This is a genomic window from Streptomyces sp. NPDC002573 (assembly GCF_042889625.1).
Lineage (GTDB): Bacteria > Actinomycetota > Actinomycetes > Streptomycetales > Streptomycetaceae > Streptomyces > Streptomyces gibsoniae.
In genome coordinates this window covers 1-13,660 of the sequence record NZ_JBIARC010000053.1, presented here as the reverse complement: position 1 = coordinate 13,660, position 13,660 = coordinate 1, and the positions used below count along the sequence as shown (strand labels likewise).

The 13,660-nt window shown below is 67.8% G+C and carries 15 protein-coding genes and 3 pseudogenes; 7 read left to right on the top strand and 11 right to left on the bottom strand.

What is annotated here, in order from left to right; translation table 11 throughout:
• Positions 1–80 precede the first annotated feature (80 nt).
• On the bottom strand, positions 81–926 hold the full coding sequence (locus ACFYX0_RS34865) for a LysR family transcriptional regulator (RefSeq protein WP_388976550.1): 846 nt from the start codon (positions 924–926) through the stop codon (positions 81–83).
• Here ACFYX0_RS34865 and ACFYX0_RS34860 point away from each other — a divergent pair.
• Together ACFYX0_RS34860 and ACFYX0_RS34855 are read left to right on the top strand one after the other, a co-directional pair.
• Positions 893–1,414: an SDR family NAD(P)-dependent oxidoreductase gene (locus ACFYX0_RS34860; protein ID WP_388976641.1), complete on the top strand. Its 522-nt coding sequence runs from the start codon at positions 893–895 to the stop codon at positions 1,412–1,414. The genes ACFYX0_RS34865 and ACFYX0_RS34860 overlap by 34 nt on opposite strands.
• Positions 1,415–1,678: 264 nt before the next feature.
• The gene (locus ACFYX0_RS34855; RefSeq protein WP_388976638.1) at positions 1,679–2,617 is read left to right on the top strand and encodes an Ig-like domain-containing protein; all 939 of its coding nucleotides are present in this window, start codon (positions 1,679–1,681) and stop codon (positions 2,615–2,617) included.
• A gap of 135 nt (positions 2,618–2,752) precedes the next feature.
• Here ACFYX0_RS34855 and ACFYX0_RS34850 read toward each other — a convergent pair whose 3' ends face one another.
• The 4 genes and pseudogenes from ACFYX0_RS34850 to ACFYX0_RS34835 form a co-directional block, all read right to left on the bottom strand.
• Entirely contained in the window at positions 2,753–3,241 is a 489-nt protein-coding gene (locus ACFYX0_RS34850) for a carboxymuconolactone decarboxylase family protein (protein WP_388976547.1), read from the bottom strand.
• A gap of 282 nt (positions 3,242–3,523) precedes the next feature.
• A complete protein-coding gene (locus tag ACFYX0_RS34845; RefSeq protein ID WP_388976544.1) occupies positions 3,524–4,597 on the bottom strand; it encodes a PP2C family protein-serine/threonine phosphatase in 1,074 nt (357 codons plus the stop codon).
• A gap of 458 nt (positions 4,598–5,055) precedes the next feature.
• A pseudogene (locus ACFYX0_RS34840) lies at positions 5,056–5,151 on the bottom strand (LuxR C-terminal-related transcriptional regulator); the annotation flags it as partial.
• 190 nt (positions 5,152–5,341) lie between these two features.
• Positions 5,342–5,632: a hypothetical protein gene (locus ACFYX0_RS34835; protein WP_388976541.1), complete on the bottom strand. Its 291-nt coding sequence runs from the start codon at positions 5,630–5,632 to the stop codon at positions 5,342–5,344.
• A 60-nt stretch (positions 5,633–5,692) separates the two neighbouring features.
• On the opposite strand from ACFYX0_RS34835, the gene ACFYX0_RS34830 reads away from it, so the two are divergent.
• Positions 5,693–6,010 (top strand): hypothetical protein, encoded by a 318-nt coding sequence (locus ACFYX0_RS34830; protein ID WP_388976539.1) that lies wholly within the window; start codon positions 5,693–5,695, stop codon positions 6,008–6,010.
• A gap of 232 nt (positions 6,011–6,242) precedes the next feature.
• Here ACFYX0_RS34830 and ACFYX0_RS34825 read toward each other — a convergent pair whose 3' ends face one another.
• The 3 genes from ACFYX0_RS34825 to ACFYX0_RS34815 all read right to left on the bottom strand — a co-directional run bounded on the left by ACFYX0_RS34825 (position 6,243) and on the right by ACFYX0_RS34815 (position 9,042).
• On the bottom strand, positions 6,243–6,614 hold the full coding sequence (locus ACFYX0_RS34825) for a hypothetical protein (protein WP_388976536.1): 372 nt from the start codon (positions 6,612–6,614) through the stop codon (positions 6,243–6,245).
• 126 nt (positions 6,615–6,740) lie between these two features.
• A complete protein-coding gene (locus ACFYX0_RS34820; RefSeq protein WP_388976534.1) occupies positions 6,741–7,229 on the bottom strand; it encodes a hypothetical protein in 489 nt (162 codons plus the stop codon).
• Between the two features lie 124 nt (positions 7,230–7,353).
• Positions 7,354–9,042, bottom strand: a complete 1,689-nt coding sequence (locus ACFYX0_RS34815) for a SpoIIE family protein phosphatase (protein WP_388976531.1) — start codon at positions 9,040–9,042, stop codon at positions 7,354–7,356.
• Positions 9,043–9,652: 610 nt separating this feature from the next.
• On the opposite strand from ACFYX0_RS34815, the gene ACFYX0_RS34810 reads away from it, so the two are divergent.
• Together ACFYX0_RS34810 and ACFYX0_RS34805 are read left to right on the top strand one after the other, a co-directional pair.
• Positions 9,653–10,072, top strand: a complete 420-nt coding sequence (locus tag ACFYX0_RS34810) for a hypothetical protein (RefSeq protein WP_388976529.1) — start codon at positions 9,653–9,655, stop codon at positions 10,070–10,072.
• Between the two features lie 54 nt (positions 10,073–10,126).
• Entirely contained in the window at positions 10,127–10,936 is an 810-nt protein-coding gene (locus tag ACFYX0_RS34805) for a HEAT repeat domain-containing protein (protein WP_388976526.1), read from the top strand.
• A gap of 134 nt (positions 10,937–11,070) precedes the next feature.
• On the opposite strand, the gene ACFYX0_RS34800 is transcribed toward ACFYX0_RS34805, so the two are convergent.
• Together ACFYX0_RS34800 and ACFYX0_RS34795 are read right to left on the bottom strand one after the other, a co-directional pair.
• Positions 11,071–11,256, bottom strand: coding sequence for a hypothetical protein (locus tag ACFYX0_RS34800; RefSeq protein ID WP_388976524.1), 186 nt, complete (start codon positions 11,254–11,256; stop codon positions 11,071–11,073).
• A 133-nt stretch (positions 11,257–11,389) separates the two neighbouring features.
• A pseudogene (locus ACFYX0_RS34795) lies at positions 11,390–11,764 on the bottom strand (MOSC domain-containing protein); the annotation flags it as partial.
• A 261-nt stretch (positions 11,765–12,025) separates the two neighbouring features.
• On the opposite strand from ACFYX0_RS34795, the gene ACFYX0_RS34790 reads away from it, so the two are divergent.
• Entirely contained in the window at positions 12,026–12,427 is a 402-nt protein-coding gene (locus ACFYX0_RS34790; RefSeq protein ID WP_388976522.1) for a hypothetical protein, read from the top strand.
• A gap of 81 nt (positions 12,428–12,508) precedes the next feature.
• Here ACFYX0_RS34790 and ACFYX0_RS34785 read toward each other — a convergent pair whose 3' ends face one another.
• Complete coding sequence (locus tag ACFYX0_RS34785; protein ID WP_388976519.1) at positions 12,509–13,297, bottom strand: SDR family oxidoreductase; 789 nt, start codon at positions 13,295–13,297, stop codon at positions 12,509–12,511.
• 194 nt (positions 13,298–13,491) lie between these two features.
• On the opposite strand from ACFYX0_RS34785, the pseudogene ACFYX0_RS34780 reads away from it, so the two are divergent.
• Positions 13,492–13,660: pseudogene (locus ACFYX0_RS34780) on the top strand (IS982 family transposase); the annotation flags it as partial.

The following is a 13,660-nucleotide window of genomic DNA, read 5'->3' as shown; positions in this document are numbered from 1 at the left end:
ATGTCGGGTCGATTGACCGTTTACCGGGCGACTGTCCGAACAGTCAGCCCATTCCGTGCAAGCGGATGCAGAACCGCCGGTCAAAGACGTGTTGCTACGCGGATCAGGTCGGCGACCGCGCGAAGTCGGCTCTGCGACAGCCAGTCGATCACGGTTGTCACAGGCGGGGTGTCCAGGACCGGCACGGCGGCGAGATCCCGGCGCAGGTCGGTGCCGGCGGACTCGGGCATGATCACGGTGGTACGGCCGAGCGCGACCAACTGGCAGAGCTGTGTCAGGTTCCGTATCTCTGCCCCCGGCCCCTCCGGGTAGCTGCCGTCAGCACTGGGCCAGCGAGCCATCGGGAGTTCCGGCAATGCGGTGACCTCGGCCACCCGGATCTGAGAGCGGCCGGCGAGTGAGTGAGACGTGGGCAGGATCGCCACCTGTCCCTCGGTACACAGAATTTCGGTGTCGAGTCCGACCGCCGAATCGAATGGCAGGTGCAGCAGAGCCACATCGGCTTGCCCGTTGTGCAGCAATTTCTGTTGCTGATGCGCCTCGCAGGGCAACAGATCGACGGTGGCTGCGCCGGGCTCCGCGCGGTAGGCCTCGAGCAGTTTGGCCGGCAAATCGCCCGCGGTGCCGGACTTGACGGCGAGGACGAGACGGGGGTGCCGCTGTGCAGCCTGCTGGGTACGCCGCTCAGCTGCGGCCATCGCGCTGAGGATCGCGCGCCCCTCGGACAGCAGCACGGCCCCGGCCTCGGTGAGCGTGACCTTTCGGCTGGTGCGTTCCAGCAGCGTGACCCCGAGCTGTCGTTCGAGTCGGGCGATGGCGCGGGACAGGGGCGGCTGGGCTATCTCCAGACGCCGGGCGGACTTCCCGAAGTGCAGTTTCTCGGCGATGGCGAATCGGGTACGAGATCGCGGCCGGGCTGGGCGCATTGGGCTGGAGCGTCGGTGTCGGCGCTCGCGACGAGCAGCGCAGGGTGGACGCCGTGGCGAAACTGCGCACGGCGGGTGCCGACGCGTTCGGCGTGCCCTTGGACGTGACCGACGACGAGAGTGTGACCGCCGCTGCGGAGCTGATCGAGCGGCGAGCGGGACGCCTTGACGTGCTGGTCAACAACGTCGGCGTCGCGGGTGGTTGGCCGGAGGAGCCGACAACGGTCGACCTGGACACCGTGCGGCGGCTGGTGGAGACCAATGTCATCGGCGTCATCCGGGTCACCCACGCGATGCTGCCTGAGCTGAGCGGCACCAACATCTTGATCAACAACGCCTGCCCCGGCTACGTGGCCACCCCCCTCAACGGGTTCAGCGGTACTCAGACCCCTGAGCAGGGAGCGGCGATCGCCATCCAGCTGTCGGCTCTGCCCGACGACGGCCCCACCGGCCAGCTGTTCGACGACAATGGAGTCGTGCCTTGGTGACGTCGTGATGTGCTCCTGCTCGACCGGGCTCTTGCAGCCCGACGCGTTCTGAAGGTGGGAGGCGACGATGTCGCGCCCCTCATGGTTCCCCGACCCAGGATGCGCACGAAGTTTTGAGACACGTTTTACGCGACGCGCGCAACTGCTGACCCATTCTCTCTGTCTGACAGAAAGTCGGGCCCGCCAGGGCCGAACAGCGAGAGAGCGGGGTAGGTCGTGGGACGGCGCCAGGGCAGCATAGGGATCGCACTCGTCACGGCTGCGATGCTGGTGGGCGCAAGTGCCTGCGGCGGGGGCGGCAGTGGCAAGGCGAGCGGGAACGACGCAAAGGCCTCGGGCAAGCCCAGTGCGAGCGCCTCTCCGTCACCGACGAAGCCCGCAGGCCCGCCGATGCTTCTGGACACGATCACCCCGCAGACGGGAACCACGGTCGGTGTGGCCATGCCGATCTCGGTGATCTTCACGAACCCTGTGGCAGAAAAGGCTCGGGCCACGGTGGAGAAGCACATGAAGGTGAGCGCCTCGCAGCCAGTGGCCGGCGCCTGGCACTGGTTCGGCGACCAGCGCGCCGACTGGCGCCCGAAGACGTACTGGCGCTCCGGCACGAAGGTGAAGATCGACGCCGACATGAACGGCGTCAGCAACGGCAACGGACGCTACGGCGTGCGCAGCTACACGCACACCTTCACGATCGGCGACGACGTACGCGCGGACGTCTCGGTGACCGGCCACACCATGAAGGTGACCCGGAACGGCGCGGCGGTGCGCACCTTGTCGATCAATGCGGGTAGCGCTGAGTATCCGACGTGGAACGGCACGATGGCCGTCATCGACAAGCAGGAGAAGGTCCACATGACCTCCTGCAGCGTTGGCATCAGCTGTGACAAGGGCAGCCCCAACTTCTACGACCTGACGCTGCCCTGGGACGTCCACCTGACTCAGTCCGGCACGTACGTGCACTACTCGACCGGCGACCCCTATCCGGGCAGCGGCAGCGCTCGCGGCTCGCACGGCTGTGTCCACCTGTCCATGTCGGACGCCAAGTGGTTCTACGGCCAGGTCAAGCAGGGCGACCCCGTCACCATCACCGGCTCGCCCCGCGCCAAGGCCTCGCCCGACAACGGCTACGCCGACTTCAACCTGGGATGGGACCAGTGGCTCGCGGGCAGCGCGTCCGGGGAGGGGACCACCGCGACGCTGTGACGCGCCGCGGTGCGAGTGCACCCGCCGACCCGTGAGGCTGCCCATGAACGGACGGCCTCACGGGTCATCTCATTCGCGGCCGGTGCCGGCCACTGAGCAGCCGACGGATCGCACCTGCGCGGTGGACGGATCAGATCAGTCCCACTGCTCGTCCGCGAGAGAGCTGACCGGCTGCGGCTTGCCGATGACGGCCAGCGCGATGAAGAAGCCGATCTGGCCGATCGCGATGGTGAGGGTGGCCAGCGCCTTTTGGTCGTAGTGCTTCGCCACCTCGGCGTACAGTTCGTCGGAAACGCGCTCCCTACCGTGCGGCGCGGGCTGGAGCGTGGCCTCCACCAAGGCGAGGGCGGCACGTTCGGCCTCGCTGAAGTACGGGGCGTCCTGCCACGAGGAGACCGCGGTGATGCGCTCCTCCGGCTCCCCCGCCTTGCGCAGGAAGCCGGTGTTCAGGATCGTCAGGTAGGTGTTGCCCACGATCTGCCCGGCGCGAAGGTGGACGAGACTCATCGTGGTGCGCGGCACCGAGCGGTTGCCCGTGGCCCTGAACAGAGCGGCGCTGATGTCGTTCAGCTCGGGCACGAACTCGGCCGGGTTCGGCATCCGGGAGATCGCGGTGTTCGTCATGACTGCACTCCTTCACATCGGCCTGGTCGGCGACTTCACTCCACTGACGAACCGGCTCACCAGAATGTGACAGGGATCTGGAAATCTTTTTCGGGCACGCTCCGAACCTGGTGACGACACCGGAGGCCGGCCGCCGCGTACCCCGGGTCCGGGTTCGGACAGCAGTTCCGTGGGTCTCAGATCAGCGACGGGAACCTGGCGTCGTTTCGGGCGGATCCGCGCGCGAACGACAAGGTGTGCGTCAGCCGAGACGGCGGGGTCGGTGGCCGCCCTGTCTCAGGCTCAGCGGCTCGAGCGTCGCCAGGCGATGAGGACAGCGATGTCGTCGTCGAGCTCGCCGCCGCTGTAGGCGATCAGGTCGCGATGGAGATGGTCGAGGAGCTGGTGCGGCGCCTCGCCGCTCCATGAGCGGACGCGTTCGGTGAGGGGGTAGAAGGTGCCGGAGCGGTCGCGGGTCTCAGTGACCCCGTCGGTGTACAGCAGGAGCTGGTCCGCGGGCTGGAAGGGGGCAAGGTCGACGTGGTAGCCGCCGTTCACGAGCATGCCCAGGTTGAGCGGCGGCGAGGGAGCCGCGGCCTGCAGCTCCCGAACCTCGCCGTGGTGAAGGAGCAGCGGAGGCGGGTGGCCGCAGGTGACGGTCCTGACGACCGGTTCATCGTCCGGGATCTCGGCGAGGAGAGCGGTGATGAAACGTTCAGCGATCTCCGAGCCCGGAAGCCCCGGGTACTGTGCCGCGTGGCGGCGCATGCTCGTCTCCAGGCGGCACGCGAGGTAGGGCAGGTCGGGCGCGTCGTGAGCGGCCTCGCGGAAGGCGCTGAGCAGCGTCGCGGCCGTGTAGATCGCGAGCAGGCCCTTGCCTCGTACGTCACCGATGAGCAGCCGTACGCCGTACGGGGTGGGCATCGCCGCGTACAGGTCCCCGCCGATCCGGGCTTCCGCCGCGGCCGACAGGTACAGGCTCTCCAGGGTGACGTGCCCGAGGTCTCGCGGTACCGGATGCAGCACCGCCATCTGGGCGGCCTCGGCCACCGAGCGGACCTGGACCAGCTGATGGGCGCGTCGGCCGAGCAGACGGTTGAAGAAGACGGAGAATGCCGCAATCGCTGCGAGGGTGGCCAGCTCTGAGTAGGCGATCGCATCCCCCAACGAATTGAAGTCCACCATCAGGCCGACAAAGACGGCGCACGCGCCCACTCCGATGAGCACGGTCCCCCACAGGGGCAGCAGTGCGGCGGCAGAGACCATGGCCGTGGCGAGGAAGGCATCCGGCCTGACATCGCGAGGTGTGAGCAGGCCGATGAGCAGGCCGACGACCAGCAGCAGAGCAGGCAGTACGGGCAGCAGTCTGCCCCGCACTCCAGCACTGCGCGTGACTCCCCGTTCCTCAGGAGACCTCGCCACCGTGCCGCTCCCCAAAGTCGCACAGGTCGAGCGGCAGCCCAGGTCCGGGAGCCAGGCCACCGACTTGGGTAATTTTATCGCCGTTCGCCCGTACCTACGAACAATACGGTGAGCGGTCGTGACGCAGAGACGTCACCACCGCTCACCGTGGCGTCTGGCGACAAGATCGAGGCCAAAAGGTACGCAGAAGGAGGCCACGAGGGCTCTTCCTCGGCGGGCTCCACTCCCCCATGCCACTCATGACGGCCGCGATCGCCCCTTGTGAACGATCAAGCAATTCACGCGATCGTTCACAGATGTGTCGCGTGCGGAGTCACCGGCGCAGGGGGCAGACCAGTTCGCTCGATGATCAAGTGGTTCTCTGAGCCTTTTCCCTGCAGACCCTCGCTTCCGGCGTCCGTACCGGCTATGCGGAGAACGGAACGAAGTTGGGCGCGCGAGGTGATGCCGAGTTTGGGGAAGATCCGATACAGATGTGCTCCCACCGTGCGGTGCGACACATAGATCCGGCACATGCGCATCATCGGTGATGGCAGCTGCTCCGCGACCTGCTCCAACTCCCTCAGGACAGGGCGGGCTTCATCCTGACGTCCCAGGTGCCGTGCGGCGTCGGCGAAGTCGGGCGCAGCCCACCACCGCTGGTCGTGATAGGCAGGGCTGGTCGGCAGGAAGACCTGCTTCAGCCGTGCGAAGGCCTCCTCATGCCGGCCCGCGAGGAGAGCCGCTACCCGCGCGCATGTTGACGGGCGCACTGCATGAAGGCACGCCCTTGACGAGGGAGCTGCGCTTGAGCGCCAGCGTCTCGGCCGACTCATGGTCCCCGCGTTGACCGGCGAGCATTGCGAGGTCCACCTTTGCGGACAGACCCCGGAAGGAGTCGCCGATCTCCTCGGCCAGTTCGGCGGCCTCCTGCGCCTCTGCGCGTACGAGATCCCACTCCCCGGTCCAGACCCTGCACCCGTTCTTGGCGCCCAGTATCCGGGCGAGCAAGGCCAGCTGTCCCGATGCCCGACAGTCTGCGGCAACCGTACGGACGTACGAGGAGACACGGTGATGGTCGCCGAGGATCACGGCAGTGCTGCACAGGAATCGCAGCGCTTCCTCCTCAATGCGGGTGGGGCACTGCTGCTGCATGAAAGTGCGGGCTTGACGGCCGTAGACCTCAGGCTGCGCGAAGGCGAGGATCCCAAGCCGGCGAGGATCACCCGGGGCCAGGGGCAATGGCGCCACGGCTTCGGCACCGCGCCACGGATCTGCGGGGAGACGCACGCCCACCAGCAACGTGAGGCGACTCGCCACAGCAGGTTCGTTGCCAAGGTCGCGTCGCCTGCCTTCCTGGCGGCCTCCGCGTGGTCGATCAAAGCCTGAATCCGTGACTCGTCCCGCAGATCACCGGGAACGACGATCTCGTGGACCGCTATCAGCCGTCCACGTTCGACCGGACCCATGAGTTCAGGGTCTGCCTTCGCGGCGAGGTCCGCAGCAGTGCTGCGCTGTCCGACCTCGCTCGCCAGTTCAGCGGTGTAGAGAAACAAAGAGGTGCGACGAGACGCGTTCTCAGCGAGGTCGGCGGCTCGCCGGAGAGCGGCTACCGCTGCCATCACGGCCCTCGCTTCCGGGACCGTGTGGCGTAGGCCTCCAGCTGCACGGCTATGTCCTCGTCGGTTGCCAGGACGCCGGCGGCACGATGCCACAACTGCCGGTCAGGCAGATCGTCGAGCTGCCCGGCCAGGGCATTGTGGGTAGCCAGTCGTTCGGCCAGGGGAAGCTGGGCGTAGATCGCCGACCGCATCAGCGGGTGACGGAACTTGAGCCCGGTCCCGGTGAGTTCGACCAGTCCAGCGTCCAAGACCTCCTGTACTTCATGCGTCCCGACCCGGTTGCCGCAGGTCTCTGCCGCTGCCGCGAGGAGCCGCCCGGTGCCACAGGTGGTGTCGGCGGCGGGAGCGGCCAGCAGAGCGCGTGCGGCCACGCTGAGGTTGCCGACCCGGGCTGCGAATGCCGCCTGCAGCCGGGCGTTGAGAGGAACGACCGTGGTGGTCGCGACGTCGTCCCAGACCTGCGGCAGCTCGACAAGAGCGAGCGGGTTTCCGGCCGCCTACGCCAGGATCCGGGCTCTGACCGGGGCCGCCAGCGTCGGCGTCCTCATATCGAGCAGGGCGGCGGAAGCCTCGTCATCGAGGCGCTCCAGGTAGAGCTCGGGGAGGCCGGTACGTCGCAGCGGGTCGTTCCGGCTCACGACCCTCGTCACCCCCAGCATGAACACGGGCTCGTTGCCGATCCGCCGCGCGACGAAGGCGAGGACGTCGGTCGACTGGGGGTCGAGCCAGTGGAGGTCATCGACGAGGACGACGACCGGGCGAGTCGCCGCCGCCTCGACGATCAGCTTGAGGGCAGCCAGCGCCACCGTGTAGATGTCCGCGAAGCCGTCGTCCAGGCCCAGCGTGGTATGCAGTGCGCGACGCTGAGAAATCGTGAGCTCGGGCAGTCGGTCGAGCAGCGGGTACAACACCTGCTGCAGGGCTGCGTAGGCAAGCTCGCACTCCGACTCGACACCGCTTGCGGGAAGGACCAGGAGTTCCCGCACAGCCGGCTCCTGCTCGACAGGGCCCTGTGGACAACCCCTGACCGGAGCGCTTCAAATCGCGGAGCCGGTAATCCAGAAAACCCTGACAGTGCCACGTCCGTCCTCGCCGCCCTCCTCGAAAGCCTCAGGAACACGAGCTGGGGATGCGTACCGCCAGCAGGGCCACGTCGTCTTCGTTGTCCGGCGGGCGCGCCCGTGCCAGCAGCTGGTCCGTGAAGGACTCCAGGGAACGGTGCGCCAAGGACGCGGCATGCCTACGCAGGCGGTTCAGACCTTCGTCCAGGCTGTGGCCCGGGGACTCGATCAGGCCGTCGGTGTAGAGGAGCAGGGTGGCTTCGGGCGGCAGCTGCACCGTCGCATCGGGGCGGACCTGGTCGGGCGTGACGCCCAGCAGGATTCCGTGCCCCTCGGTCAGGTACTGGGCCAGGCCCTCGCGAGTGACCAGTAGCGGGGGCGGATGCCCCGCGTTGGTCCAGGACAGCTCGCACTGGCCGGCATCATTCACCGTCATGCGGGCGAAGATCAACGTGGCCATGGAGACCTCCGCGATGTGCACGGTCGCGTTGTCGAGCCATTCCACGATCTTGCTCGGCGGCTCCAGCTGAGACAGGGCGTACGCGCGGAGCATGTTGCGCAGCTGCGCCATCCCGGCCGCGGCATCCAGGTCGTGGCCGACGACGTCGCCGATGGCAAGGGCCGTGGCGCCGTCTGTCAGGGTGAACGCGTCGTACCAGTCACCACCGACCTGCGAGGCGTCCGGTGCGGGCAGATAGCGGACGGTCATGCCGAGGCCGGACCCACGCGGGAGATGCGGCAGCAGATGGCGCTGCATGGTCTCCGCGACCTTGCGCTGCCGCTGGTAGAGGCGGGCGTTTTCGAGGGCGAGGCTGGCGCGGCGGGCTATGTCCTCCAGCAGAGCCACGTCGGTCGATGAGAACTGCTCGGGCTGGTCGGCGCGGCCGAGGGTGACAGCCCCCAGTACGTCGTGCAGGCTGCGGATGGGAACGACGACGGCCGAGTGCATGCCGGTCACGTCGAAGAGGCGCCGCTGCTCGACCGCGATACCGGAATCGGGCGAACCTTGATAGGTCTCGGGGCCGACGAGGGTCGACGCGACGCCGCGCAGGGCACGGGACAGGGGCATCGGGGACTCCTGGGGCACTGGCGGCATCGGCCCCTGGAGATCTTCCCGGAACACCACGGCGCCGCCATCGGCATGGGCGACGGCGAAGCGAAGCACCTCGTCCTCCTCGCTGATCAGGTCGATGACGGCCCAGTCGGCGAGGCGGGGGACAAGGAGGCCGATCAGGCGGTGCAGCGCCTCGTTGATGTCCAGAGTGGAGGTGAGGAGGGTGGTCGTCTCGGCGAGCAACGCGAGTCGTTCCACGTCAGAGAGCCGCCCGCTGACCGGTGGCCGCTGGGCGGGCCGCGCGGCCCCGCCTGCGGCGTGGAAGAGGACCAGAGTGACCGTCGGCCGGACGCCGGTGTCACAGGGAGTGGCCAGCCACTCCACCGGCAGCAGCGTGCCGTCGCCGCGCTCGAGCCACTCGTCGGCACCCTGTTCCGTGCGCCCCGCGAGGATGCACTCCCGGAGCCGGCACTGGGCCCTCGGCATCGATTCACCGGAGCTGTTGCGGTGCAGCAGGTCGTGTGCATCCTTGCCGAGCAGACCGGAGACGGGACGCGCCAGGAGTTGTTCGCCGCGCCTGTTGACGCCGACGATGCAGCCACGCGCGTCCGTCATGTAGGCACCCGTACCGAGGGCCTCAAGAGCCCTGGAAACGACCGTCTGAGAACTGTTCGCGCCCGTCATGGCCGCCTCCCCTCACCGGAGGAACGCCTCGGTCGCACCCTTTCGTGTTCCCCACCAGGAGCGAGTGATGCCCCTGCGTCAAGGCGGTGCGACACACCTCTCGCCCGCCCAGCGTCCTCCGGTGGCGTTCTCACCCGGTGGTGAGCCGGCGGCCACCCGCAGTATGCCGGCGACCGGGGAGCCGCGGCTGTGGACGGAGGAGGAGCGCGCGGTCCCGGCCCAGTATCTGGCCGAGTTCAACGTCGGCTGGGGCTTCACGGGCTTGGGTATCGACTCCGGGAGTGCGAGGCTTCGGTTACTCAGCGTGGTGCCGATAGGAGCCGCCCAGACTCTGCCCATGCCGAAACGGACAGCGCACCGGGTCGAACCCCCAGGTCCCGCACGAGGTTGCGCATCGGTTCGTCGCAGACTTCGGCACATCCTGTCCCCCGTCGATGACGAGCACGTTCATGCTGACGCAGGGGCTGGCCATGAACAGCGGAGGCCGGGCGCGGGGCGCCGGTGCAGGAGCGGGCAACAGGTACCAGTCGCGCTGCACGGTGTGCCGAAAGTCATCGTCGGTCGCGCTCTCGCCCGGCTCGCCGTCAGTGGCGTGTGCGACAGTCGGACCGTGATCAACAGCGAACACGGCCTCCTGGAAGGCCTGGACGAGGTGGACTGGGCCGAGCTGGGCCACGCGTACGGCAGGGCGCAGGACGTCCCCGGACAGCTCACCGCGTTGTGCGGTCAGGACGAGGCCGCCCGTGAAGGCGCCTTGCGGTCCTTGTTCGGCAATATCTTTCACCAGGGCACCCGATACTCCGCGTCACCGTACGCGGTGCCCTTCCTGGCCCGGATCGCCCTGGCCGGCCCCCACCCGGTCCGAGAGGGTGCGCTGCGGCTGCTGACCAGACTCGCGATCGACTGGCACGACGAATACGACCTTCCCGGCGGCATCGACATCAAGGCCTGGCGCGCGGCGGCCGCCAAGCTGACCATGGACGAGGCGCTGGCCTGGTACGACGAGCAAATAGCCGCCGAACTGGACTAGGAGAGGCGCCGTAGGATCAGGGAGATCCGCGCGGAGTGGGCCGCCGGGCGGCTGATGGACTCCCGGGCGAGCGCCCTGCTCTCGTACGACGCGGTCCGGGCCGAACTGCCCGGCCTGTTCCCGCTCCTCGACGATCCCGACCCTGTCATCCGGACCAGGGCCGCCTACCTGTCGGCCTGGTTCCCCGAAGAGGCGGCCGCCGTGCTCCCCCGTCTACTCGACCGCCTGCAGGTCGAGGACTCCGTAACGGTGACGGCCACCGCCCTGGTGGCGGCCGGCCTGCTCGGCGACATCAGTCTCACCTCACGACTCAGCCCTCACCTGGACGCCACGGAGTCCTTGATCCGCTGGGCGGCGGCGACTGCGCTGGCCCGGATCGGCAGCGCCGACGACTCCACAGGGCTCGGCACCGGTCTCACTGGGCACGTGATCGCCGAACTCGCCGCGGCGGCGACCGACACCCCGAAGCCGGACATCGACTACAACGAAGGCGACATCCCCGGCTACATCAGTCGCTCTCTTCTGTCGCTCGCCGACCACAACCGGGAGACCGTGCTCTGCGGCGTGGCCGACTGTCTGACACTGATGCCCGACAACCACACGGACTCGACGGCGAAGACCGCACTGGCCGTGGCCTTCGCCGAGCCGTTCCACGACGGTCTCCCTCCTTTCACCGAACTCACCGAGGGGCAACAACGCCTCCTCCGAGCACTGGTGAAGGCCGGGCCCTGGAGCGCGTACGGGAAGAGGTTCGAAGAGGGTCTCGGGGACCTGCGGCTGCCCGACACCCGTGCGGCCCTGCGCGTGTACGCGGGTCTGCCCGACGACGGCCACGACGACAGGACCCGATGCATCTGGGGTTGAGCGTTGCCGGGGTGTTTGCGTCGTCGTGGTGAAGGCCGGTGACAGCGTGCATCGACGAGGCCGAGCCGCTGTCGGAAACCCTGCTCTCACGCCGGCAGGCCGCGGTGATGGCCTGAAGGGCGTGGCGTTGCCAGTTACGGTCCCTCCTGCCGCGTGACCGGGTCGCCCGTGCGGACCATGCCTGGTTCGAGAACGTCCAGGTAGACGCCAAGACACGCAAGCCGGCCCAGGTCGAAGACGGGTATCCGGTGCTCGCGGGAGATCGTGCGCATGAGGGAGACGTCGGGCCGAAGATCGACGTGGCCGAGGGTGGGAACCACGCAGCGGGGCGTCGGGACCACCACGCGGCACAGGGCCTCGCCCACGCGCACCCGGCAACCGCCACGTGTCCTCCACGAAAAAACCATGTCCTTCGCCGGTGTCGACGACCAGGTTCGGCCGGAAGCGGCGCGGATCGAGGTCGCAGTCGGGTCGGACGGCTCGAAGCGCGGCCAGGGAGGACGTTCTGACGAGGTGGACCCTGCCGAAGTCGAAGAACGTCCCCGAGGCGACCCTCCCGACGGTGATCTCCTCTCCTGTGCCGTCCACGTATGACGACACGCGCACGGTCAGTTCGGGATCCCCCACGGGGAAGGTGGCCCCGTCCGCGAGTTCGACCTCGACTGTGCCGCCTTCGGTCAACCGGCTTCGGCACCGCAGCAGTTGCCCCCACTTGCGCGGGTGCTTGGCACTCCCGATCGTGTCGGCGTCGTCGAGGACGGCGTGGGTCCGGTCTCCCGACAGCCCGGTGCAGGTGATGGCCGCGGACGTCAACGTCTCACCGAGCATGGATTTCACCGGATACCGATGCAACGCGATCACAGTCCCCATGAAGATCAACGATGGCGTCGGCCGTGCCCCCGGTCCAGGCCATCGGAGCCCTGAGCACGCGCGTGTCCGAACTCGAAGCAACCAAGTAGTCGTTGGAGCTGAGGGCTGGATGATGCAGGGACCATCCCGAGGCCGCCCGGAAGGAGACGCGCGGTACCATGGCATGTTTTCAGAACCAACGGTCCGGTCGGCGCAGTCTCTCCCTCGGCAGGAGGCACCGTGCAAGGCAAGGTTGAAGCGGTCCGCGATGATGACGCCTCGGAATGGGGCTGGTTCCTGGCCTGGCTCGCGGTGGGGGCGTGTGTGGCCCTCGGACTGGCCGCGCTGCTGTCGGTGGGCGTGGTCCTGATCGCCGTGGGCGCCGTGGCGGCGGTGTTCCTGCTCCGAAGGGGACACACGAACGCCCTCGTCGGAAGCATCGTGGGCGTGGCTCTGCCCCTCTTCTACATCGCCTATACGAACCGGGGTGGCCCGGGCGACGTGTGTCACACCACGGCAACCGGAAGCACGTGCACCGAAGAGTACGCGCCGGTGCCGTTTCTGATCGCCGGCGCCGTCTTGTTCGTCGGCGGCTTCCTGGTCTTCCTCGTACTCGATCACCGGCGAAGGGAATCCAGGTGACTCACGGGTCGCGGGAAGTTCGCGGCACGACTGGGCCTGACGGACGGCAGTCGGTCCTCACCTCTCACCTTCCACTTGCCCTCAGGTTGAGGTCGCAGAAGCCTCATTGGCGCCACCGAGCGCGGTCTGACGTGGCCTGTCAAGGGCCTGCTCGAAGTGGAACGACTTGATGAAACAGTCCCGCGGCTGACCGAGGGCGAAGAACACGCACTCCGCCACGGAGTGGGCCGTCAGCATGTCATCGGAGCCGCGCGGAGTGTCCTCCCACTGCGGGGACAGCGGATCCGGGTTGCAGAAGTCCGGCGGGTACAGCGAGATGACCCGCACTCCTTGGGGTCGCAGCCGCTTGGAGAGGATTTCGGCGAAACCGGCCTGTGCGCTCTTCGCGGCGTAGAAAGCGGCATGCGCGTCGGAGCGCTGATGACCCGGTAGCCCGGCAGCGGAGATCATGTTCACCACGTCCGGCCTCTCGGATGCGAGCAGCAGCGGCAAGAAGCGCTTCACCATCAGAACCGTGCCGGTTGCCCCGGCGGCGATGGTGTCGATCACGTCATCGTCACTGGCGGAGAACAGATCCGGCCCCTCCAGCCAGCGTGCGCCGTTGTTGACCAGCACATCCACCCGATCAGTGCGCTCTGCCACTTCGGCGGCGAACTGCCGGATCGAGGCAGCGTCCGTCAGGTCGCACGCGAAGGCATGCACGTGTTCGTGACCGAGGTCGCGGATCTCGCCCGCCACACGTCGCGCCGCCTCCAGACTGCGGGCGGACATGAAGACGTCGGCACCGCGCTGGGCGAAACGAATGGCCAGAGTCCGGCCGAAGTCACGGGACGCACCAGTGATGACGACACGTTGCTGTTCGTAGCTCATGTAATTGCCTGTTGCCTTGCTTTCGGAATTGCCCTGCTGCCTTGCGGTCACGTGAACTTGACGACGCCGTGGAGGTCCAGGCACACCGACATCATCACGAGTAGATCGCATACCGGGAACCAGACCTTCGACCTAGATGATCTATTCCAAGGGGTGCCTGAAGAGACGAAAACGAGGGCGTCCAAGATCATGTTGTGACGCACAACTTGGACACCCTCGCGACAGCACTCTATGCGACGACCGATGACCTGCTGAAGGAGCGTCCGGGCTTGGCGCCGCGGCGACCGCCAGTCGGTATCGCCCCGCGGCTGGGCGATGCCGAACTGGTCACCCTGGCGATGATGCAGGCCATGCTCGGCTTCA